The 22,940-nt window shown below is 36.9% G+C and carries 28 protein-coding genes; 21 read left to right on the forward strand and 7 right to left on the reverse strand.

All coding sequences use genetic code 11. The annotated features are described in order from the left end of the window. The first annotated feature begins 158 nt into the window (after positions 1-158). The 7 genes from ACSLUH_RS15175 (at position 159) to ACSLUH_RS15205 (ending at position 5,345) form a co-directional block, all read left to right on the forward strand. Positions 159-866, forward strand: a complete 708-nt coding sequence (locus ACSLUH_RS15175) for an SEL1-like repeat protein (RefSeq protein WP_448568504.1) — start codon at positions 159-161, stop codon at positions 864-866. A gap of 158 nt (positions 867-1,024) precedes the next feature. Continuing rightward, positions 1,025-2,245: a M24 family metallopeptidase gene (locus tag ACSLUH_RS15180; protein ID WP_448568506.1), complete on the forward strand. Its 1,221-nt coding sequence runs from the start codon at positions 1,025-1,027 to the stop codon at positions 2,243-2,245. A 168-nt stretch (positions 2,246-2,413) separates the two neighbouring features. Then, positions 2,414-2,989, forward strand: coding sequence for a septation protein A (locus tag ACSLUH_RS15185; protein ID WP_448568507.1), 576 nt, complete (start codon positions 2,414-2,416; stop codon positions 2,987-2,989). Positions 2,990-3,001: 12 nt separating this feature from the next. Next, the gene (locus ACSLUH_RS15190) at positions 3,002-3,301 is read left to right on the forward strand and encodes a YciI family protein (protein WP_448568509.1); all 300 of its coding nucleotides are present in this window, start codon (positions 3,002-3,004) and stop codon (positions 3,299-3,301) included. Beyond that, positions 3,302-3,712 carry a lysozyme inhibitor LprI family protein gene (locus ACSLUH_RS15195; RefSeq protein ID WP_448568511.1) on the forward strand — a complete coding sequence of 137 codons (411 nt, stop codon included), beginning with the start codon at positions 3,302-3,304 and terminating at the stop codon, positions 3,710-3,712. It begins immediately after the preceding gene. Positions 3,713-4,338: 626 nt separating this feature from the next. Beyond that, entirely contained in the window at positions 4,339-4,782 is a 444-nt protein-coding gene (locus ACSLUH_RS15200; protein ID WP_448568513.1) for a hypothetical protein, read from the forward strand. Positions 4,783-4,850: 68 nt separating this feature from the next. Continuing rightward, positions 4,851-5,345 (forward strand): YchJ family protein, encoded by a 495-nt coding sequence (locus ACSLUH_RS15205; protein WP_448568515.1) that lies wholly within the window; start codon positions 4,851-4,853, stop codon positions 5,343-5,345. 249 nt (positions 5,346-5,594) lie between these two features. On the opposite strand, the gene ACSLUH_RS15210 is transcribed toward ACSLUH_RS15205, so the two are convergent. Beyond that, positions 5,595-6,110, reverse strand: a complete 516-nt coding sequence (locus tag ACSLUH_RS15210) for a VC2046/SO_2500 family protein (protein WP_448568517.1) — start codon at positions 6,108-6,110, stop codon at positions 5,595-5,597. Between the two features lie 196 nt (positions 6,111-6,306). Between ACSLUH_RS15210 and xthA the strand changes: the two genes are divergently transcribed. Both xthA and rlmA read left to right on the forward strand, forming a co-directional pair. Then, positions 6,307-7,113 carry an exodeoxyribonuclease III gene (xthA, locus tag ACSLUH_RS15215; RefSeq protein WP_448568519.1) on the forward strand — a complete coding sequence of 269 codons (807 nt, stop codon included), beginning with the start codon at positions 6,307-6,309 and terminating at the stop codon, positions 7,111-7,113. A gap of 30 nt (positions 7,114-7,143) precedes the next feature. Further along, positions 7,144-7,956 carry a 23S rRNA (guanine(745)-N(1))-methyltransferase gene (gene rlmA / locus ACSLUH_RS15220; protein WP_448568521.1) on the forward strand — a complete coding sequence of 271 codons (813 nt, stop codon included), beginning with the start codon at positions 7,144-7,146 and terminating at the stop codon, positions 7,954-7,956. 49 nt (positions 7,957-8,005) lie between these two features. On the opposite strand, the gene yfbV is transcribed toward rlmA, so the two are convergent. Then, entirely contained in the window at positions 8,006-8,437 is a 432-nt protein-coding gene (gene yfbV, locus ACSLUH_RS15225) for a terminus macrodomain insulation protein YfbV (protein ID WP_448568523.1), read from the reverse strand. Positions 8,438-9,222: 785 nt separating this feature from the next. On the opposite strand from yfbV, the gene ACSLUH_RS15230 reads away from it, so the two are divergent. The 5 genes from ACSLUH_RS15230 to ACSLUH_RS15250 are packed head-to-tail and all read left to right on the forward strand — an operon-like array spanning position 9,223 to position 11,968. Beyond that, positions 9,223-9,606: an ACT domain-containing protein gene (locus ACSLUH_RS15230; RefSeq protein WP_448568525.1), complete on the forward strand. Its 384-nt coding sequence runs from the start codon at positions 9,223-9,225 to the stop codon at positions 9,604-9,606. 7 nt (positions 9,607-9,613) lie between these two features. Beyond that, on the forward strand, positions 9,614-9,967 hold the full coding sequence (locus ACSLUH_RS15235; RefSeq protein ID WP_448568527.1) for an ArsC family reductase: 354 nt from the start codon (positions 9,614-9,616) through the stop codon (positions 9,965-9,967). Beyond that, a complete protein-coding gene (dapE, locus tag ACSLUH_RS15240; RefSeq protein WP_448568529.1) occupies positions 9,957-11,096 on the forward strand; it encodes a succinyl-diaminopimelate desuccinylase in 1,140 nt (379 codons plus the stop codon). Before ACSLUH_RS15235 ends, dapE begins: the two co-directional genes overlap by 11 nt. 10 nt (positions 11,097-11,106) lie before the next feature. Next, a complete protein-coding gene (locus tag ACSLUH_RS15245; protein ID WP_448568531.1) occupies positions 11,107-11,778 on the forward strand; it encodes a M15 family metallopeptidase in 672 nt (223 codons plus the stop codon). A gap of 1 nt (position 11,779) precedes the next feature. Next, positions 11,780-11,968 carry a DUF2897 family protein gene (locus ACSLUH_RS15250; protein ID WP_448568533.1) on the forward strand — a complete coding sequence of 63 codons (189 nt, stop codon included), beginning with the start codon at positions 11,780-11,782 and terminating at the stop codon, positions 11,966-11,968. A gap of 45 nt (positions 11,969-12,013) precedes the next feature. Here ACSLUH_RS15250 and ACSLUH_RS15255 read toward each other — a convergent pair whose 3' ends face one another. Further along, on the reverse strand, positions 12,014-13,105 hold the full coding sequence (locus ACSLUH_RS15255; RefSeq protein ID WP_448568535.1) for an NlpB/DapX family lipoprotein: 1,092 nt from the start codon (positions 13,103-13,105) through the stop codon (positions 12,014-12,016). A 438-nt stretch (positions 13,106-13,543) separates the two neighbouring features. Here ACSLUH_RS15255 and ACSLUH_RS15260 point away from each other — a divergent pair, with 438 nt between their 5' ends. Both ACSLUH_RS15260 and bcp read left to right on the forward strand, forming a co-directional pair. Further along, complete coding sequence (locus tag ACSLUH_RS15260; protein ID WP_448568537.1) at positions 13,544-14,083, forward strand: glycine cleavage system transcriptional repressor; 540 nt, start codon at positions 13,544-13,546, stop codon at positions 14,081-14,083. Positions 14,084-14,103: 20 nt separating this feature from the next. Next, complete coding sequence (bcp, locus tag ACSLUH_RS15265) at positions 14,104-14,577, forward strand: thioredoxin-dependent thiol peroxidase (protein WP_448568539.1); 474 nt, start codon at positions 14,104-14,106, stop codon at positions 14,575-14,577. A gap of 91 nt (positions 14,578-14,668) precedes the next feature. Here bcp and ACSLUH_RS15270 read toward each other — a convergent pair whose 3' ends face one another. Then, entirely contained in the window at positions 14,669-15,739 is a 1,071-nt protein-coding gene (locus tag ACSLUH_RS15270; protein ID WP_448568541.1) for an AI-2E family transporter, read from the reverse strand. Between the two features lie 3 nt (positions 15,740-15,742). Continuing rightward, complete coding sequence (locus tag ACSLUH_RS15275) at positions 15,743-15,967, reverse strand: sulfurtransferase TusA family protein (protein ID WP_448568543.1); 225 nt, start codon at positions 15,965-15,967, stop codon at positions 15,743-15,745. A 189-nt stretch (positions 15,968-16,156) separates the two neighbouring features. Between ACSLUH_RS15275 and ACSLUH_RS15280 the strand changes: the two genes are divergently transcribed. From ACSLUH_RS15280 to ACSLUH_RS15300, 5 genes are all read left to right on the forward strand, one after another. Next, positions 16,157-16,795, forward strand: a complete 639-nt coding sequence (locus ACSLUH_RS15280) for a hypothetical protein (protein ID WP_448568545.1) — start codon at positions 16,157-16,159, stop codon at positions 16,793-16,795. Positions 16,796-16,797: 2 nt separating this feature from the next. Then, positions 16,798-18,255 (forward strand): beta-barrel assembly-enhancing protease, encoded by a 1,458-nt coding sequence (gene bepA / locus ACSLUH_RS15285; protein WP_448568547.1) that lies wholly within the window; start codon positions 16,798-16,800, stop codon positions 18,253-18,255. 34 nt (positions 18,256-18,289) lie between these two features. Beyond that, positions 18,290-18,643 (forward strand): arsenate reductase (glutaredoxin), encoded by a 354-nt coding sequence (gene arsC / locus ACSLUH_RS15290; protein ID WP_448568549.1) that lies wholly within the window; start codon positions 18,290-18,292, stop codon positions 18,641-18,643. A gap of 6 nt (positions 18,644-18,649) precedes the next feature. Then, on the forward strand, positions 18,650-19,036 hold the full coding sequence (locus tag ACSLUH_RS15295; protein WP_448568551.1) for a DUF2069 domain-containing protein: 387 nt from the start codon (positions 18,650-18,652) through the stop codon (positions 19,034-19,036). A 67-nt stretch (positions 19,037-19,103) separates the two neighbouring features. Further along, on the forward strand, positions 19,104-21,101 hold the full coding sequence (locus tag ACSLUH_RS15300; RefSeq protein ID WP_448568553.1) for a hypothetical protein: 1,998 nt from the start codon (positions 19,104-19,106) through the stop codon (positions 21,099-21,101). Here the strand turns inward: ACSLUH_RS15300 and hda are convergent. Beyond that, positions 21,098-21,820 (reverse strand): DnaA regulatory inactivator Hda, encoded by a 723-nt coding sequence (gene hda, locus ACSLUH_RS15305; RefSeq protein WP_448568555.1) that lies wholly within the window; start codon positions 21,818-21,820, stop codon positions 21,098-21,100. The two genes, ACSLUH_RS15300 and hda, sit on opposite strands and share 4 nt — an antisense overlap. Beyond that, the gene (locus ACSLUH_RS15310; protein ID WP_448568557.1) at positions 21,817-22,878 is read right to left on the reverse strand and encodes a DUF2066 domain-containing protein; all 1,062 of its coding nucleotides are present in this window, start codon (positions 22,876-22,878) and stop codon (positions 21,817-21,819) included. Before ACSLUH_RS15310 ends, hda begins: the two co-directional genes overlap by 4 nt. Between the last annotated feature and the right edge of the window lie 62 nt (positions 22,879-22,940).

Below are 22,940 nucleotides of genomic sequence, written 5' to 3' on the forward strand. Positions count from 1 at the left end.
AGATGAGGAAATGCGAAAAATAATTTCAAAAATTGCCTTTAGCTGTTGATTTAATCAGCAGGACTACTATAAGGTTAAAACAAACACACAATTGTAGGTTAGTTATGCCTGATCAAAACCTGAAAGTACCCAGCCAGATATTTAGATGGTTTGAGAAAATGAAAGGAAACTATGAGCATACTGTACAAAGTGTTTTAGCTAAGTTTGAAAAGCAAAATCAAATTCAACAAAATCGATTGGACAGCTCTCATCAGCAACATATTGCCAACTTGAAACAACAACATCAAAGCCAATTGGCAGACAAGCAAGCTCATATCGAACAGTTAACCGATGAAATCAATTATTTTAAAAAACAACTAGCGCAAAAAGAACATTCTCTAGAACAATTAAATGCCCGGTATGATGCAGTGATGAGCTGCCTTTTACATGAAAAACAAAAAGACATTAATATTAAAGATATATTTTCAGACGAAAATTTATTATTCGAAATAGACAGTGAGAATAATGTACAACCCGATACTAACCCTCAACAGGATATCGAAAGCGCAGCACAACAATCTGCTCAACAAATGTTTGAGCAAGGAATAACGTTAAGAAATCAACAAGACTTTGATGCCGCATTGTCACTATTCGAACAAGCAGCTCAGCTAGGTCACGCAAAAGCAATGGGCGCAATGGGCAGAGCTTATTTTTTATCTGAAGGTTGCCAAGAGGACCACACTTTTGGCCTAGCGTGGTTAATAGAAGCGGCCAAACACAATCTCGAACCAGCTATTGAACGCGTTAATTACTTTAAAGAAAGTGATGCACAGTTGTATCACAATGCATTAGCGATAAACCAAGCCCTAACAAGCAAAAGCGAATAACAAGAGGCAGTACTCTTAATTAGGAAATCGCTCTAGTGATATCTCACAATAAAACGCTCTAATTGATGCAATAATTCGATGTTGCTTTTGTATACAATATAAATAACTTATTCTACAATGAGCATTCATTGTTAAATATTTCACCAGAAGGATTAATTATGGCAATTGGTATTGGCGGTTCAACTGCAGCTGTTGAGTTAGATAAACTTCAAAATATGACCAGCGAGGTCGTAGCGATCAGTCAAGAAGAATTTCAGCAGCGTATTGATAAAGCACAGCGCCTCATGAAAGAAAATAGTATAGAAGCAATGTACTTAGATGCTGGTACTAATTTATATTATTTTACCGGAACTCGTTGGTATGCCAGTGAACGAATGGTTGGCGCTATTTTACCCGCAAATGGCGATCTACAGTATATTTCGCCAAACTTTGAAATTGATACCGTTAGTCAATACATGCAAGTAGAAGGTAAAATTCACGGTTGGCACGAGCATGAAAGCCCATATGAATTGACGGCTAACGTACTAAATAGTTTAGGTATTACCTCTGGAAAATTAGCGATTGATGAATCTGCCGCTTTTTTTATCGCCAACGGTATTCAACAAGCAGCGCCAAGTTTTGAACTTATTGATGCAAAAATCGTAACAGCAGCTTGCCGCGGACAAAAATCAGATCATGAAATCGCTTTAATGCAGACTGCAAAAAATATGACGTTAGAAGTTCAAAAAGCAGCGGCAAGAATTTTAAGACCGGGTATCAGTACTAAAGAGGTAGTTGATTTTATAAACCAAGCTCACATCAAAGTGGGCGCTCCGGCTGGTTCTTATTTTTGTATTGTCCTTTTTGGAAAAGACTCTTCATTTCCTCATGGCGTAAAAACGCCTAAAACACTGGAAGAGAATGATATCGTACTTATAGACACCGGTTGTCAAGTTGAAGGATACAATTCAGATATCACCCGCACTTATGTGTTTGGTCAAGCCACAGAAAGACAAACTAAAATGTGGAATATAGAGAAAAACGCTCAGTTTGCTGCTTTTAATGCGGCAAAAATTGGCGAGCCATGTGGAAGCGTCGATAGTGCTGCTCTTGATTACATAGCATCTCAAGGATTAGGCCCTGGATACAATACACCTGGCTGTCCGCATAGAACGGGACATGGTATTGGCTTAGATATTCATGAGTGGCCATACTTAGTGCAAAGTGATAAGACGCCTTTAGCAAAAGGCATGTGTTTTTCTAACGAACCGATGCTCGTCATCCCCAATGAGTTTGGTATCCGTTTAGAAGATCACTTTTATATGACTGACGATGGGCCTAAATGGTTTACTGAACCAGCTTACTCTATTGAAGACCCTTTCGGGTACAATCAAAACTAAAACATCGATTAAACATGTTAAAAGCTCATAGGGTTACCTATGAGCTTTTTTTGTAGCAAAATAATCGTAGTAAATCATTCAACATAGTATTTAAAATAGATTCACTATTGGCTATCTCACCAGCATTAGATAGAATCGAACATACACTAAGTCAAAATGAAGTATATTATGCACGCCTTTTTAGAATATATCCCAATTATCATTTTCTTTGTCTTTTATAAATTTGCTGATATTTACTGGGCTACTGGCGCATTAATCGTTACTTCAGCGTTACAAATCCTCTACTTCCTAATAAAAAAGAAACCAATTCCTAAAAGAAATTTAGTGTTTTTTGTACTAATGCTCGTTTTTGGTACCTTGACCATCGCTTTTCAAGATGATGCCTTCTTGAAATGGAAAGTAACAATAATAAATGCCCTTTTTGCCATTACACTTATCATTAGTAACAGTTTTTTTAAAAAAAATCTTATTAAAGAGATGCTCAGTGAAGCTTTAGTCTTGCCGGAAAAAATCTGGCAAAAACTTAACAATGCATGGGCATTATTTTTCGCGTTTTGTGGTGGCTTAAATATTTATATTGCCTATAATTTCGATTTAGAAACGTGGGTAAATTTCAAAGTATTTGGGTTAATGGCCATGACATTTATATTTGCTATTATTTCTATTATGGCATTATCAAAATACTTACCAAAAGATGAAGACGATGAGAATGTCTTGAGTGATGTCAACAGTAAAAACGAATAAAAGTGAAATAGGATGTTCTACGTAATATTTAGTCAAGATGTTCCAAATAGCTTAAATAAGCGAATGTCAGCAAGAGAAGCACACATTGCTCGGTTAAACGAATTAAAGCTGCAAGGTCGACTTTTAGTCGCAGGCCCTTGCCCTGCCATCGATTCAAATGAACCCGATGATGCTGGTTTTACGGGGTCAGTAATTATAGCTGAGTTTCCATCGTTGGAAGATGCAAAACAATGGGCTAGCAATGACCCTTATATTGCCGCAGGCGTTTATGAGAATGTCATCGTAAAACCATTCAAAAAGGTTTTACCATAAATGAAAAGTGTTATAAAACTTGTTGGATTATTTTTACTGATACATACCAGTCAAGTATTAGCTGAGCCGGCTACCGTTAAGTCTGTCACTAATTGTGAGCGAAAATTCTCTGATGTCAAAGCGCTTTCCCGTTGTTTAGATCAAGTAAAAGAATCAGTAGATCGTATTCTTCAAACTTGGATAAATAATCAAATCTTTGTGTTAGAGGAATTTGCGTTAAAAACAGGTAGAAAGGCTTCATTAGAAATGTTTAAACGCTCGCAGAGAAACTTCATCACTTACAGAGAAAATAATTGCCGTTGGCAATATCTACATATTTCTCCCGATATTAACGCTGCCGCTGCCTATAAAAAGTGTTATATAAATGTCACGCAAAACCGAATTAACGAATTAAGCGATATCAACCAATAATTGTGTTAACGGCAAACCGTTGATACTCAGTGACTTTATCGCACGTAACGTCATGGTAAACAAATCAATCATCGTGTCCCCTGCTTTTAATACTTAAAAGCTACTTTAACTAACCTCAGTTCTGCATAAGGAATGCATTTCTAACACCTATTTTTACTTACTTCTGCGTTATATTGCCGTGAAATAACTGGCTATTCCTACAACAATACGCCTTGAGTTAAGTAAAAAATAGCGCGTGAGAAAGTTACTGTAAGCTTAAGATTTTGACTTTATTGTTTTCGAGCTATTTCTTATACAAACCTGAGGTTAACTAAAAGCCCACCACCGTTTGCTGCCTCCATTAACAAAGTCGCATTTGTCAAAAACGTCACTTAAAAATCCAATACAATATTAAAGTTATCCAGCATAAAAACACGTCAACTAGCCGCTAGCAAAACTAAGCTTTATAGTTGAGGTTTGAAGGTTAATAGCGCAAAAATGATAACTGCATCTTTTTTATCGTTGTACAGGGAACTTAATGTGCCACTTGAATAAAAAACTTTTTACCAATGGATAAAACAATACTTGACGTAACAACAAAATAGAATTACTGTTTATTTATACAGTACTCCTATTTAAGGTTAAATATGAACAAGATTTCAATCGTTAGAAAAAACTTATTACCAATACAGCCGCTTAATTCCATCACTATGAAGAAAGCGTCGTTAGCGCAAGCAGCGAATATCATTACATTGACATGTGAATCAGATTTAGTTCAACAGTACCGTTCAATTTGTCAGCAATTTCATAACGAAAGCAAGTGGGTGTTATTTATTAATGCTCATCAAGACGTACTGATACAAATTGCAAAAGATCAGAAAAATCAACGTATCAATGTTTTGAACATCAATACGCAAAAAGCGACAATTACTTTAGAGCATATCATTAAAGCGTTAAGGCAAGGACATTGTCAGGCCATTATCTTATGTGACCCTACATTATCAAATAGCGATATTAAAAAGCTTGAGGAAAGCGCTTGTTCAGGGCGTAGCAAGTGTGTCATTTTAAACACGTTCGCTGCCATGCACTAATCATTCTATAACGAATATCAAAGTGTTATCATAATGATTATTTTTATATATAGGTAAGCTCTCTACTAATGCTGTGTTTTTGTGGCAAGAATAAAAATTTTGTTGATTGCTGTGCTTTGTTTTTAAATGGTGCTCATAGCCCTGAAACACCCGAAGAGCTTATGCGATCACGTTATAGTGCTTATGCAAGTCAAAATGGACAATATCTATTTGATACTTATGCTAGCTGCAAACAAAGAGAACATAAAATTGAAGAGTTGCATGAGTGGGCGAGCCAAACAGTTTGGATTCAATTAAATATTATTCAAGCGACTCGACAAAAAATTATTGAGTTTGATAATAAATTTCCACCAACGGTGACGTTCCAAGCTTATTATATTCACGATAAACAATGTTACTTAATGCAAGAATGTTCACGATTTATCGTCGAGCATAACAAGTGGCGATATTTAGATGGTATTATAGAAAAGCATGAAGCAATCACTCCCCCCAATCGCAACGATAGATGCTTTTGTCAAAGCGGTAAAAAGTATAAAAAGTGCTGCGCATCAATGCTTCAATAATCAAATCAGCGATAAAAAATAATTATTGGTATATCGCACAGTAGGTTATTAACCTCAGTTTTGTATAAGAAATAGCACGAAAACAATAAAGTCAAAATATTAAGCTTACAGTGACTTTCTCACGCGCTACTTTTTACTTAACTCAAGGCGTATTATTGTAGGAATAGCCAGTCATTTCACGACAATATAACGCAGAAGTAAGTAAAAATAGGCGTTAGAAATGCATTAATTATGCAGAGCTAAGGTTTATTAGCCATTTACTGCCATCAAAGGAGCTCTGACAATAGTTTCTTGCAAAGATTTTAACCACCCATTGGCATTAAAACTCTGTCTTTGTTTAGGCTTGCAATCATTTTGACAATGGATTGAGGTATTACTCATGACCTCTGACGATATATGGCTGGCATCGTTTCTAAAACACAACGCCTTAGGGAATAAAGCATTTTCAAGTCTCATTGATGCCAACTGCTTATTTTCAACCAACTCACTTTGCCCAAAAGTTGCTAAATCATCCAAAGATGAAATCGATAGCGGTTGTGCCGAGGGGACGGAAAAATACTTTCTTAATTGAGCTTCATCGCTGGTTGAATTTACTAATTCAGATTTTGGCAACGTAAATTGACTGTGTTGACAAACATCATCAATTAGCATCGCCAATAATAAAGAAAAGTCTGAACGTCGCTGAGTGTGCACACATTCGTTAAGCGTTGTTCCAAGCTGCTTTTCTTCAACTAATAGTTGTGTTTCCTTGTTTACTACCTGCATTAAATGATCCGATAACCTTTTTCATAACTCTTATCGACCAAAGTGCGAAAAACATTAGAAAAATATTGTTTTTTTAATCGGGTTAAATATCCATCAAATGCGATAAAAAATAACGATAATTAGTGAACAAATTCTTTTTTTTAAATGCTCAAGTGTTAACATATTCACTAATTTTTCTATACATAAATCTCCTGATATGAAAGTCATTTCTTTTAATATAAATGGGTTAAGAGCCCGATTACACCAGCTACAAGCGGTAATTGATAAGCATCAACCAGATATCATTGGTTTACAAGAGATAAAAGTACACGATGAGGCATTTCCAATTAAGGAAGTTGAAGCTATGGGTTACCACGTCTACCATCATGGTCAAAAAGCTCATTACGGTGTTGCAATGTTATGTAAAAAAGAAGCGCACAGAGTAATTAAGGGATTTCCCACGGATACTGATGAATCTCAACGCAGAATGATTATGGTAGAAACCACTGATGGCAAGGGTGAAAAGCTCACCGTGCTCAATGGCTACTTTCCGCAAGGAGAAAATATTGATCATGAAACAAAGTTTCCTTATAAACGACAGTTTTATCAAGATCTCATGTCTTATCTAGAGCTTCATCATTCACCGACCGACAACATCATTATCATGGGTGATATCAATATTTCACCGATAGATTTAGATATAGGTATTGGCGAAGTAAATCGTAAAAGATGGTTAAAAACAGGTAAATGTAGCTTTCAGCCTGAAGAAAGGTCATGGTTATCAAACCTATTAGAATGGGGCTTTACCGATACTTTTCGTTTATTACACCCCCAAGTGACGGATAAATACTCATGGTTTGATTATCGCTCTAGAGGATTCGACGACAATAGAGGCTTACGAATAGATGTTGTACTAGCCACTCACCATTTCGCTAAGCAGTGTGTTGAATCTGATATTGACTATGAATTGCGAGGAATAGAAAAACCCTCAGATCATGCGCCAATATGGTCTACTTTTAATTAATATCAGTGCTTTAGGCCCTTTAAAAACATCATGACAAACTATTATATTTGCCCTTTGTGTAATGAGTCTCTGCAACAACACAATACGAGTTATCTGTGTATAAATAGGCATTGTTTTGACATTGCCAAAGAAGGTTATGTTAATTTACTTCCTGTGCAACTTAAGCACTCTAAACAGCCTGGCGATAATAAGACAATGGTCAATGCAAGAAGGGCTTTTCTATCTAAAGGCTATTATCAACCGCTCGTTGAACATATTCTTTCGCTTTTTGAGCAATATCAATTTTCATCAACGACTAAAGTTCTTGATGCTGGTTGTGGTGAAGGTTATTACACCCATCAGTTCAAAAACGTTAAAAACATAGTTTATGGTGTTGATATAGCCAAAGAAGCTATCAAGAAAGCGGCTAAAAAATACACTGACATTCATTTTAGCGTTGCAACGCTATCTAAACTCCCTTTTAAAAATGAATATTTTGATTGGATTATTTCAATTTATGCGCCAGTTCTAGAACAAGAGTTTACGAGAGCAATGTCATCAGAAGGATTATTGTTAACGGTTACTCCTGGCAAGCGTCACTTATTTGAGTTAAAGGAATATATTTATAAAGAGGCGCAAGAGCATGATGAAGTTAAAGATAAGATTGAGCATTTAACGTTAATACAAGATCAGAAACTAACATATCGAATGAAATTGCAAAGTAATGAGGATATCTTCAACCTGCTATCAATGACACCTTTTGCCCATAGCGTAACTAAGGAGGCAAGAAACAAAATAGAAAAGCTTGATCAATTAACATGTCAAGCTGACTTTTCAATTCGTCTATACAAAAAGCCTCAGTAGTGTCGACTCATAATAGCTTGAGTAAGTAATATACCGAGGCTAAAGCTGCTCAATCATCTCTTTGGTAGCGTGCGCTTGCATAACTAATGTTGAGTAGCGTTGCTAAATCTAGGTAACGAGGTTTGTTTACAGAAAGCTTAATTGAACCACCCTTTTCATTTATTCTCGCCACCCCCTGCTTGTACCAACTTGCTAAAGCAGGCGGCAGAAACTTGTCCGCTTTTACACCTAACATCACAATAGCTTGTACAGGAATAGTCAAAAGAAAGAACAAATAGACAATAGCTTGAGGTAGCAACTGCAGGCCACCTAAATATAGCTGCATGACAAATACGAAAACAGCAATGGCCGGCAGATATCGATATACCAAACGTGCAACCTGAATCGAGCGATACTCGTTGAAGTAGCGACTTAATTCTTGTTTCTCTGGCCATAATTCCATGTATTTGAGGCCCAGTTTGAAAATTTCTACAACACTCATAATCAAAAGCTACAAAACAATGCAATAGTTACTTTCATCATAGCACACTATTGCTCGGTTCAAAAAAAACGTTTTTAAAACATCTACGGATCACATTGCTTTTATAAACACTAATCACATCGTACAAATTAAACAACGTCGATCGATAACGATAGCATAAGATACCAGAAAGATTATTGATTAAAATATTCTTGTCGGCACTCATTTAATTTAATGACAACTTAACATTGAAAAATCAAACTAAAACAACGTAAAAAAACTCGGAAAAAACTCTTCGTTGAGCTTACTAAACTTCAACGTTTTCACCTTGATTACCGTCATCTTATCACTCAGTATAAACTATAAACAAATCTCAATACCCCCTAAGTAAACAGCAAGAAAACACATACTTATCAACAACTATTAATCATTATCAACTGAATATTAAAATTCCTTCATACTAGCAATTAGCCAACATAAAGGTGGAGAGGTATTCAATTATTAACCAACAGCACAAAACAATATATAACAGGGACTTACAATGTTAGCTATAGGTTGTTAACAATATTATCCACAGCTTTTGTGGATATCAGTTCCAAACCGTAAACAGTCATTAACCCATTAAATTTATGGTAATTACCTATTTTAAACACGTTTTGGGTTTAAAAATCGACCATAGTGGTTATTTGTTAACATTTACTATCATAATCGAATATTTAACAACTATGGATTCAAACGATTATATCTAGTGATACAACAATTTAAGCTGTATAGTAAAAATGATAAGCCATTAAGGAGATTAATAAATGTCAACACTGACACTTAGACTGTTATCACAGACCTTTGCCATCCACAGTTTACCAGCTCACAGTCAAATTCCTCCTGAAGTGTTCAATGCAGAAATATACTTTATTGGTAAAACACATGACGAAGTATCATTAGTCCTGCCAGAAACTGTTACTATTGCCAGTGAAGATGTTGAACCTGACTGGCAATGTTTTGAGGTGGTTGGCCCACTGGATTTTACACTGACGGGAATTTTGTCCAACATTTCAACGGTTTTAGCAAACGAAAAAATCAGTATCTTTGCGATATCGACTTTCGATACCGATCATATATTAGTAAAATCAAACAAAGTTAACTTAGCGATTGATGCATTAAGAAGCAATCAATATCAGGTAATAAAGTAGGAAGATTATGACCATTATTTACGGCATAAAAAATTGTGACTCTGTCAAAAAAGCGACAAAATGGCTAACAGAGCATAACATCTCATACGTTTTTCATGACTATCGAAGCGATGGAATCGATAATAAGCTAATTCAATCATTTTTAGCGAAAGCAGATTGGCAAAGCTTATTAAACAAACGCAGTACAACATATCGTCAATTAGATGATGCCGTTAAAGAAAGCCTCAATGAGCAAAGTTTTTTAGATATTATCATTGCTCACCCCACGCTTATAAAACGCCCTATTCTGGTTTGCAAAAACCTACTTGAAGTAGGGTTTAAGGCTGATCGCTATCAAGAAATTTTCCAACATGAAAGTTGATACTGTTGAAGTTATCGAGCTCACCAAAACGCTCATCAATAAGCCTTCCGTAACGCCAGAAGATGCCGGTTGCCAAGCGCTATTCAAAGATATGTTAAAGCCATTAGGCTTTAATAATGAAACCATGATATTTGAAGATACGACCAATTTATGGTCACGTCGAGGAAATAATAAACCGGTCTTTTGTTTTGCTGGCCACACAGATGTAGTCCCTGCTGGTAATTTGGAGTTATGGAATACCCCGCCATTTGAAGCAACAATTATCGATGGAATGCTATATGGTAGAGGTGCTGCTGATATGAAAGGCAGTCTAGCTGCAATGCTTATTGCGACTAAACGATTTGTTAGTGATTATCCTGATCATAAAGGCTCTATCGCCTTTTTAATCACTAGCGATGAAGAAGGCCCATTTATCAATGGCACAACTCGCGTTATCGATACCCTAGAAGAAAGAAATGAGAAGATTGATTATTGTATCGTCGGTGAACCTTCAAGTAGCAAACATGTCGGAGATATTATAAAGAACGGCCGAAGAGGTTCTATTTCAGGTGAAATAAATATACACGGAAAACAAGGACACGTTGCTTATCCAGAGCACGTGGTTAATCCAATTCATCTTGCCATGCCTGCTCTTGCTGAACTCAGTCAACTGCATTGGGATCACGGTAATGAATTCTTCCCTGAAACCAGTTTCCAACTATCAAATATTCAGTCAGGTACTGGGGCTACCAATGTGGTTCCCGGCCATCTAACCGCTTGGTTTAACTTGCGTTACAGTACTGAGTTGTCTGATCAAGCTATCGTAGATAAAGTCAATGCAATATTGACCAAACATAATATCGATTATGAAATAGAGTGGACATACAATGGAAAGCCTTTTGTGACTGAACCGGGAACCTTTGTAAATGCTGTAAATGATGCGATTACTCTGGTGAAGGGAGAGCCAGCACAACTCTCCACCTCTGGAGGCACTTCCGATGGTCGTTTTATCGCGCCAACAGGAGCGCAAGTAATCGAACTTGGCCCTTGCAATAAAACCATACATCAAGTGAATGAATGTGTAAGTTGTGACGATTTAATTCAATTGGAGCAAATATATTACCAAGCTCTTGTTAACGTGCTTAGTTAAAGATATGTCGATGAATGAACAACAAGCTTTAGGTAAAGATGATCATCACGTAACACGTTTAAGTCAGCATGTTGCAATACACAATGATTTAGTACCAGTCTGGACAGCGATTAAAAGTCACGCAAAAAATGACGGTATCGATATAGCGATAGCAAGTGGTTTTAGAGACTTTAACCGTCAACTTTCTATTTGGAATAGAAAATTTACGGGTGAGCTTCCAGTGAAGAATAAAGATAATGAAGCTATTGATTTTTCACTACTCACTAATTATGAAAAGGTTTGCGCTATTTTAACTTACTCTGCACTTCCAGGTGCAAGCCGCCACCATTGGGGAAGCGATGTTGATATCTACGCGGCCAACATGCTCCCTAGCGGTGAAAGCTTAAAGCTAGAAGCATGGGAGTATCAGCAACAAGGTTATTTCTACCCACTAACAACATGGTTAGCAAAACACGTAAAAAGTTATCAGTGCTTTTTCCCTTATCGAAAGGATAATGGCGGTATCGCGATAGAACCTTGGCATATGTCTTACCACCCTATCGCTGAGCAATATGATAATCTAATAACACTAGAGCTGATCGCAGATACTATTAGTGACACTGAAATTGCAGGTAAAAAGGTAATATTGGATAATATCGCTTCGATCTATAAACGATTTATAAAAAATATAACCAAGGAATAATATGAATAACTGGGTCGCTTGGCTGTTTGTCATTATCGCGCTTGCCGTGATTATTGGAAATTTCAGTACTTTTCAAAAAAGCGCTAAACGTCCAATGCGGAAAAAGTCACTCAATGAATTAAATGAAACATTGCCAAGAACGAACAAAAGTAAGCATAAAATGCCGCCAAACTCTGGGGTTAAGAAGTAAAAAAGCCACCAATGATGTGGTGGCTTTAACTACCTGTTTCTTTGCCTAAAGTTTATCTTTAAAAGAGAGCGCGACTTGCATAACCTCAAACATCGCTTCTAAAGATTCTTTACTAAGCACTTGTCGTTGAGCATCTGATATTGTAACACTTGTCTGCTCATCAAAAGGAGCTACGGTAAACTGATATCGTCCATCTTCCATCGCAAGCTCAGCAATCTCTTCTCCCCAAATACTATCCCATATACTTTGCTCTGGTTTAGTATACGTAACGAAATAGACTTTATCTGATTCATTCAAGTCATCTACTTCAAATCCATACTTTGAAAAAAGAATGGGCATATTCGACCAGACAAGATCACTGTTCATGTCAACAAGATAAGCAGGTTGCCCTGTTGAGTTTTCACCAACTGAAACAATTATTTGATTAGCTTCTAATAATGCATTTTCCTGACGTTGTTGTCGATATTGATAATCAACTTGCCCAATCACCTCGTTTAGCATCGCCATTTCAAAACGTTCTTTATCAATTAAATCAAGCTCAGGGCTATCTACTAATTGCCCTTCTTCATCAAATTGCTGGTAGTCAATTAACTCAACCATTAAAGCAACGCTTCGACCATGTGGCTTAGTTTCTAATTGATAGCCAAACTTCTTTTGGTCTGTGATAACCTCAGATGTTAAAAGCCACCCTTGCTCTTTGGTATTTTTCAACCAATCAGATTGATAACGTAAATCTTCATTTGCACTCGCGTCTAATTTAGAGTTCTTACTTTGAAGAAAATTTTCAATAGCCTCGACAACCAAATCTTTCAAGTCTTTGTCTTCAATGACTTTATCAAACCAAATTTGAGTTTTGCCATTGTTATTTTCTATCCGAGTTGCTGCAGCGATTGGCAATGCGAGTGACGGGGCTCTGACATCAACCGCCGTTCCAATCGGACCTCCGTGATTGATTTTATTTGAAATAGCAAAATCTTGCTTATAACTCGGTTTATCGAGGTTATCGGGAATAACGAGCTCAGATTGCTCTTTATTATTTGCATAGTCAAAATCGCCAAGGGCACTTTTTTTATTAACAGTTGTACAGCCATTGATAGCGACTAGCATCAAAGACAGTGAAATTATGCTTCGATTCATCAAAACTCCTGACGAAATAATACCTTTATGTTATGAATTTTTATCTACCCGCATTTGAGCATGTATATAGTAATAAGTTCCCACACTTCATCACATTAACCTTCAGAGTACTTATTTTATTGCTTAGATTAACCGACATCAAAACAATAAAACCCTGCAAAAAATTGGCTGATAGACCAGTAAATTTACCATTAAATGTAGCAATAATATTAAGGTAAAAAGGCAATTAACAAAGTGAAAACATTAGTTATGGGAGTTAAACCAACACCAATAAAGTCTTCAATTTTAAGCGTTCAATGGTACTTTCCCATAAGGATAAACTCAAGCGTTAAGTTAGCTAAAATCCCCTATTTAACTAAGTTTCTAATTAACCATGCGTTAATAAGTAATTTAGGATACAATGTCGCCATTTTTGAATGACCTAAGTGAAGCTAATAAATGCCAGAATATCTCGTATTGACAGCTATGGGGGCCGATCGCACAGGAAGTGTAAGTGAATTAACTAAGCTCGCATGTGAATGTGAATGTAATATTGTCGATAGCCGCATGGCCATTTTTGGACATGAATTTACCATGATCATGCTACTCAAAGGGACATTAAGAGCAATTAATCAATTAGAAGTAAAACTTCCTCAAGTGGCTCATGAGCAAGAACTCATTACCATGATGAAGCGCACGACCGGCTACAAGCAGCGCGATTTTACTAAGCATTACCAAGTCGACTACGCTGGAATTGATCAACCTGGCGTACTTAAAGCGGTAACCGCATTTTTTGCCACCCGTAGTATTGATATTTCGTCGCTAAAATCAGAATTTGATGAAAAAACCAACCAAACTAAAGCAACGATATTAATCGCACTAACCGAAGATACAAGCACCGATAAACTCGAATCAGAATTTATCGAATTATGTGAACAAATTGATGTTCATGGGTGTATTAAAGAAGTGAATTCAAATCAAATTGAAGATTTAACCTAATCAATGTAGACGAGGATCCTATGCAAACACTCCAAGTTGGTGATAAAGCACCACGATTTACACTTATAGATCAAAATGAACAGCAAGTATCGCTGAACGACTACCTCGGCAAAAAGAAAGTGCTTGTCTATTTTTATCCTAAAGCAATGACACCTGGGTGCACAGTGCAAGCACAAGGCTTAAGGGATATTAAACCTCAGCTGGACGAGCAAAATGTCGTCGTTTTCGGCATTAGCCCGGATGAGCCTAAGCGATTATCAAAATTTTGTAAACGTGATCTACTCAACTTTACCTTACTATCTGATGTTGACCATCAAGTAGCTGAACAGTTTGGCGTTTGGGGCTTGAAAAAGTTCATGGGTCGAGAGTATGACGGTATACACCGAATCAGCTTTCTCGTTGACTTAGATGGTGATATTTCACACGTTTTCAATAAATTTAAAACAAAAAATCATCACGAAGTTATCTTGGAAGCAATTTCAGCAACAGCGTAACCTATGCCTTTTTGCGTTAACCTATGATTAATATCAAGCCGTTTCATTATAAAATTTTGAGACGGCTTTTTTATTCGCTATCGTTTTTAGCTCAAGCACTAACCTCTTCGTCAATTTGAGTGGTAGACCAAGCGTTAAAGACCGCTTTAACCAAAGTAGCGAGTGGAATAGCAAAAAATACTCCCCAAAATCCCCACATCCCTCCAAATAGAATAACAGCAATAATGATTGTTACTGGATGAAGATTAACCGCCTCTGAGAACAGAAGCGGAACTAACAAATTACCGTCAAGTACTTGAATTATTCCATATGCCAACATCACATAGCCAAACTCTGGGCCGGCTCCCCACTGAAACAAGGCTACCAGCATTACTGGCAAAGTCACTATAGTGGCGCCAACATACGGGACTAATACAGACAACCCCACTAATACCCCTAGCAACAACGCATAATTCAATCCAAGTAACGCAAAAGCAAGCGTAGAGGCAGTACCAATAATGATGATTTCAACAAGTTTTCCTCGTATGTAGTTCATAATTTGTTGATGCATCTCATTACCGACTTGCGTTGCCATTGCACGATCTTTAGGTAAAAACGTTTTAAACGTGATTAGAAATTGAGACTTGTCTTTAAGGAAAAAGAATACCATTAGCGGCACTAAGATTAAGTATATAAGCAAGGCAACAATATCAGAAATTGAATTTAAAGAAGCTTTAAGCGCTAATCGCCCCCACTCAATAACGTTTTGTTTCGCAAGAGCAATCACGGTTTCGATCTGATCAGCTCTAACGAGATCTGGATATTTTTCCGGCAATGTCATTAAATAACTTTGACCTTTAGAAACCATTTGCGGAACTTCTTGAATTAAATTACTACTTTGATGCCAGATAACGGGCAATAAGCCTAGAAGAGCAACCAGTACAACCCCGACAAATACGCTGACAATAATGGTTGTTGCAACACCTCTTGAAATACCAATACTACTTAGTCTATTTACCGGTAAATCAAGTAAAAATGCTAACGCAATGGCCACAAAAACAGGCATTAATAAACCACTAAAAAAATAAATAACCAGAAAAGTAGACAATAAAATTAGTAATAAAGTGACAGCATGAGGGTCAGAAAACTTTCGCTTATACCAATTTTTAATCAAAGAAACCATAAATTAACGTACCTGTTTAATATGCAATTCTGTAACTGAATTACTTAGATGCCTAACTGAATATAGATAGCCTTTTTCATTTAAATATTTAGGGATATCTGTTAAAGAGCCTTTATCCGATAAGGTGATAATACAACTGTCATCCGTCGTCATTTTATTTAGAATTTGACGCATTTTTACTAATGGTAATGGACACTTTTCACCAATCGCGTCATATTTATATATCATTTATTTGAATAATTCGTTGCGGCTCTTTCGTTTAATTATCTAATTTGCGACAATCGATTACAATAGCGAGCAGCAGGTTAATAGTTAACAAAACAAACCTGAGACACCTTACTAAGAAACTTACGTGCTAAAATCATGATGATAGGCATCTACAGTTCAATATTCAAATGGAGTTAATGGCACTTATTCATGAATGCTTTACCTAAAAATCCAACGTTAAAAGATATCAATAGCTACAAAAAGAAACTAAGCTGGAGTGATGTTCCAACCATTTATCATTTAGCTTCAACATCGATAGGTGATCTCGATAGCATTCTTTCTCACGGATTCGATAGTGGTTATAAACAAATATTTGATCCAAACAACCTAAATCTAGAGTATTTAAAAGGACATATTGATTTAACGGGAACTATTCATTTAAATCGTAAACCCAAAATTAGCTTGCGACACATCTATAATGAACAACACTACGAACTTCATTGTTATCCTATTGTTCAAGGTGAGCGTATTAATAGAAGTTTACATGAACATCCTTATTGTTCTTTTAAACATTGGCGACCTGAAACCATGAAGGTCATGTTTAGGTTAAGTAATCTCGTCGCTTTTATCGTCTATGCATTTGAAAATGGTGATGAAGCTGATATGGCCTTGATCAAATACGCACACAAACGCGTTGAACAAATTATTACAACATTAATGGAATCCTTTGAAGTAATTGATGTCATAGGATTTAATATAGCCAATTTTTACAAAGCAATTTCTCAAAAGAAATCAGCGCTAGAGATAAATCAATTATTAGAAGATCCAAACCAACAGATGGAAACCTAGTTTTGCCAACATTGAAAAAATATTGTCTTACTTTATTATGCTGCTCACTTTCTTTTAGTGCAGGTTTAGCTGCACAATCAGCTAATAAAAACAAACTACCTCAAATTGGTACATCTGGTTTTAGCGTGTTATCCGTCGACAAAGAAAAGCAAATTGGTGATGCCATGATGCAGCAACTTCGTGCTCGTGGTGGTATTATTCACGATCCAATTTTAAGTGAATACATAAATCATTTGGGTAATAAATTGGTAAAGAATGCCCATGATGTAAATTACGGCTTTAACTTTTTTATCGTGAATAATAAAGAACTCAATGCATTCGCTTTTTTTGGTGGCTATATAGGGATTCATAGTGGTTTAATCACCACCGCAGATACCGAAAGTGAGCTCGCTTCTGTTATTGCCCATGAAATATCTCATGTTACTCAACGACATTTAGCCAGAAGAATAGAAGCGCAAAGCCGTAATCAACCATTGACCATGGCTGGTATCGTTTCCGGTGTTTTGCTCGCGATGATTAATCCTACTGTCGGTATGGCTGCTCTGAGCACTAGCATGGCTGCTAGTCAACAAATGGGCATTAACTATACGCGCGGTAATGAGCGCGAAGCTGATCGAGTTGGCATGACGCTATTAGCCAACAGTGGCTTTGATCCTTATGGCGCTCCTAACTTTTTTTCTAAAATGTTAGAAAAATATCGTTATACCAGTAAACCACCGGCAATGTTATTAACTCACCCTTTACCTGAGGCACGTGTGTCAGATGTCAGAACTAGAGCTCAAAACTATGCCCCTAAAATTGTTCCACCTTCGCTTTCATTCGAATTAGCTAAAGCGAGAATTACTGCAAGATATGAAAATGATCCTCAATACAATATCCAACAATTTAAACAACTATCTCTTAGTAAGCAGACAGCATTTAGTGAAGCAGCACAATACGGACTCGCCCTTTCTTATTTAGAAGATAAACAGTATGACAACGCGGAAAAGATATTGACCTCATTATTATACCGTGATGGCAATAACTTATTTTATATTGATGCGTTGTCAGATGTTTACATAGGTCAACAGCAATTTGATAAAGCAGTAAAAATGTTAAAAGATGTCAATTTATTGATGCCCAACAATCAAGTTGCAGCGCTTAATTATGCGAATGTTTTGCTCGAGTCAGACAATTTAGAGCAAGCTGCCACCCTCTTACAAGATTTCCTGTTGGTAAACCCCGAGAATTATCTAGCCTATGATTTACTATCTACGGTTTATAAAAAACTCAATAAAAAAGCACTAATGCATAGTAGTAAAGCTGAACTATTGGTTTTAGTAGGTGCTTATCCACAAGCAATCGATGAGTTACATACCGCTTTAAATTTTGCAGAAGAACGCCCCATTATTTCGAAAAGAATTAAGGGACGAATCTTACAATTGCAAGAGCAGCAAGATAAAATAAAGCGACTTAATTAAACTTAGTTATACAAATTATCATTACTAAACAATCATGAGTAAAAATATGTTCACTATTTATCATAATCCCCGTTGTTCTAAGAGCAGAGAAACATTAGCATTATTAGAAAGTAAAACAAATGATTTTACCATTGTAGAGTACCTTAAAACGCCGTTATCTTTTGATGAAATTAGTGCGCTTACTAAAAAATTAAAGGTTCGCCCACTAGAGATGATGCGAACAAAAGAAGCTGAGTTTAAAGAACAAAATTTAGCTGATGCAAGTGATAGTGAGTTAATTGATGCTATGGTTAAAACCCCAAAGCTGATCGAAAGACCAATTGTTGTCAATGGCGACAAAGCTATTATTGGACGCCCTCCTGAAAATGTCTTATCACTTTTTAGCTAAATGACGATGAAAAGATATTTATCAACTCAAACACACCGGAAAATAGCCTTGATTGGCTACTTTTCTCTTTTAGTTTACTTACCTATCTGGTTGCTCTACTTAAACCCTTCTTATGGCTTATCACCGGCATTAACGCTAATAATGTTTACCGTGCCGTTGCTATTCCCACTAAAAGGATTAATTCAAGGTAACCCCTATACATTTGCTTGGTCGAACTTTATCGTAATGCTTTATTTTTTGCACGGTTTAACAACCTTATGGGTTTCACACAACGACTTTATTTGGGCTTGTTTGGAATTGATGTTCGCCACCATGATGTTTATTTCAGGCACATATTACGCCAAGTACCGTGGTCAAGAGCTTGGTTTAGGATTAAAAAAAACTAGCAAATAATAGCCAAACCGCCTTTTCGATGTTAAATTAATGTTAACTTTTAACATCGAAAATTAGGGTTCCTGTAATGAAAATATCCCAAAAAATATTTGCTCTAACGAGCATTGCCTTGCTCGCAAGCTGTGGTGGTGGTTCTTCCAATTCGACACAAACACCGACAACTCCAACAACGCCTACGACACCAACAACGCCAGCTGTTGAAGCGAGCATCTATGTACCAGAAGCATCTGTGGCTAGAAACCAAAGCGCAGATTTAGTATTAATCTCACCAGATATTGGCGTTGATAATATTCAATGGGTTCAAACCGCTGGAGACCCAGTAACGTTTTTGGCAAAAACTTCAAAAGTTACCTCCTTCTCAACCGATAAAGCAGGTGATTACAGCTTTGAGGTGAGCTTTACGCAGGAAGACGGCACAAGCAAAACATTGGAACAAACGATTACCGTCACCGAAGACAACAGCCCAATGTCTGCACGGTCAAGTCATGCTGTTTTGGAACAGAATGCCGTATCTTTGCGCGCATATTTCGATTTAAGAGAAGAGCAAACAGAGAACATCGCAATTGCCGATACTATTAGTTGGGAGCAACTATCAGGCCCTTCAATTACGCTGACTACTGATGAATTAACTGGTAACGCGTCGCTATTTTTCGATGCACCTTCTGTAGATAAAGATACCATTGTCGAATTTCAAGCAACAATCGAAATTGATGGTTCAGCGTATACTGATATCGTTTCAATACTGATAGAAAATGCTTCAACTGCAGTACTTTCATCGTCAGACGCCTACTTCGCTAACAATAGATTAGCGAAAGTATTTCCTTACAATTCTGGTTCACCGGTTGCCGATAATTTAGCTCGTTGTGTTTATGCAAATAATTTACGAGTTAACTCAAATGCCTGTAATTTTACGGAAACACCATTGATAGGTCAGGTAACTCAATCACCAACAGTCGATGACATCATGAATCACGTTTTAGTCTCACACCAATGGATGGGAGATCGCTTTAAGGAATTCCTTGAGCAATACGATAGTGAACACAATGACTTTAAAAGTTTATTAAGAGCAACAACAGCTATCGTGATTTCTTACGATATCCGTCCCTCTTTTTATCAATCTTTCACTGGCGCAATGTATCTAGATCCTAACGATCTTTGGTTAACACCTGAAGAGCGTGATACCATTAATCAGGCGCCTGACTTTAGAGCCGATTTAGGTAGTGAAAATGAATTAAAATTTGAAATGCCATGGCGCTATGTTAAAAATAACGATTATGCAAGCTACTCTCCCCATATAAGTGCTCGTTTATCTCGAGAGATGGATGATATCCTTTACGACTTTGCTTCGCTGTTGTATCACGAATTAGCACATGCAAACGACTCTTTTCCAAGTACGATTTGGCAAAGTGTCAATCGAACTCAAAAAATTGAAAGTATTGCTTACAATAGAAGTATAAATGGCCAAAATGAATCTTCAGTATTACAACAAGTTTTACCATTAAATGGCCAGGAAATGTGGGATATTGCACAAGTGCGCTTTAGTGGACAAGCACAGTCTACCGAAGTTCAAAAAGCTTATACACCAGGTGATATTGCCAACTTTTTTAAAGTAGAGTCAGCACCACAATTTTACAGCTACTCCAGTCAATATGAAGATTACGCCATTTTGTTTGATGGGTTTATGATGAAAACCCGCTATAACGTAGATCGTGATGTAATGGTTTCAGAGCCATACGATCCTGAGGCTAATGACTATCTCAATGTTGCATGGGGTCAACGTGGTCGTGAAGGTGAAGACACTATTAAGCCGCGAATTTTACAAGTGGTTAAGACCGCCTTACCTACCTTTGAAAACCCTGAAAGTGCTGTTGCTAGCTTATCTGAACCTATTGAAATACCAGAAGGAAGTACCTTTAGAGAATCTCTGAACTTAAACGCTCCAAATAAAACGTCAATCGCGAATGAGCTTTTAAAACAAAATAGACGCGGCGACGGTATTTATCAACCGGTTATTGGCAGAGCTCACAAAACCAAGCAAATCGCCTTACCGATAGAGCAGAATTAATCGGACATGAGCACTTGCTTAATAAAGGGAATAGTTATTTTTCGCTGTTCCCTTATTGAGGCCTTATCAAGTTCATCCAGAGCTTCGAGTAAACTTTTCATTTCTCTAGACAACCTAGTTATTAAAAAGTTAGCCACTTCATAGTTTAAGACCAAGCCACGTTGGCTCGCTCTAAACTGCAATGCTTCAAGTTTTTCATCATCTTCTAACGCTTTTAGTTGCTCAACATAGCCCCAAGAAAGCCGCGACACTAGGTCCGGAAGGGTTAAATTGAGCTCATTAATGGCTTTATTGCCTGAAATAATAATTTTATTTCCCTGCTCGCCAACACGATTATATAGATCAAAAACGCCTTGCTGCCAGTTATCTTGTTGAGCAATAACATCGATGTCATCTAAGCAAACAACATTCATATGCTCCAAACCGTCAAGTACATCAACGTCATAAGAGGTAATATCTTTCAAAGATAAACAAATTGAGGTTAACTTATGCTCGGTAGCAAAACTACAACATGAGTGCATCAAATGGGACTTTCCAACGCCCTTTTGACCAAATAGATAACAACCATCGACATGGGTTTGCTCAGGAGTAATTCGCCCAGAAGTCAAATAACTCTTTAAATGTGCTACAACAATAGCATTAGCATTCCCACGAAAACTGGTAAACGTTTCATCATCTGGCAACGTAACTTGAAGCGCTAATTGGGCTTGTTTTTTCACGGCTTACTCCAATAAAAAACAGGGACCTCATCTTCAACTTGCGGAGCCAGGGGATCAATATTTTGTTTGAGAGACTGATTCAATTGCAGTGACTGCAACAAGGATTGCTTTGAACCTAATATTTCTAGCTTAAATCGACGATTTTCACCAAGAGCGCTTACCAATTTAAATGACTTGATCACAGATAGCTCCCTGAAAAATTCGGTAATTTGGGCATAGCGCTCCAAGGAGTTAACATTAGCTACATCGATTAAATACTCATTATTTTCGTTAATATTATAGGCGTAACGCTGATGCAGTTGCTCAGATAAATTCGCTACAACATCTGAAATCAATTGATTAACATTAGTATGTTGATAGGAGTTGCTTTTTATCAACTGATTTTTCTGGGTGTCAATAATCCCCCAATCTGCGACAAGCATTTTACTGCATAATTTACAGGTTTGTTTGGTAATAAGATCTTGCTCAGAGAGCAAACTATGATCTGAAATTCTTATTAAAACAATAGCTTCAGCAAGGTAGCGTTTAGACGCTCTAGAAATTGGCGAAATAAAGCGCCCCCACACATCTGAAGCACTAACCTGCTCAACATCGGCGATATCACCGATAGGAAAAAGTGCTGGCAATCCATAGCGTTTGGCCTGCAATAAGATAGCGTCTTTCAACTCACTTTCAGTAGATGATGTTAATAACGATCGATTTAAGTCGGTTTCATTAACCACCCAAAAAACTATTTGTGGTCTTAACTTTCCCCAAATAGGTAAGTCGGCTTCAATAAATAATTGATTAACCTTACTTTCATTAAATGTGGCGACAAGAGACAGTTCTTGGTCATCAAATTGATAACGATATTGCAAAACATACTTACTAACGTCGCGAATTGCACTTTTTAACAAAGGCCTTTCTATGACACTTTCATTCCCGCCTATTTTGATAAAAACTTCGGTTAACGCTTGTTTAAGCGCGATAGTTCTATCTGCGCTTTGTTGGGATTGCACCAATATTTTTGCAGAATATAAGTCTTCAACTTCTACTGCCGATAAAAGACACGCGAACATTAAACAGCAAAAAAACAAACAATATCTAAACATATTAGTAAGCTAGGATTCATTGATAAGCT

Source organism: Thalassotalea ganghwensis, assembly GCF_053485795.1.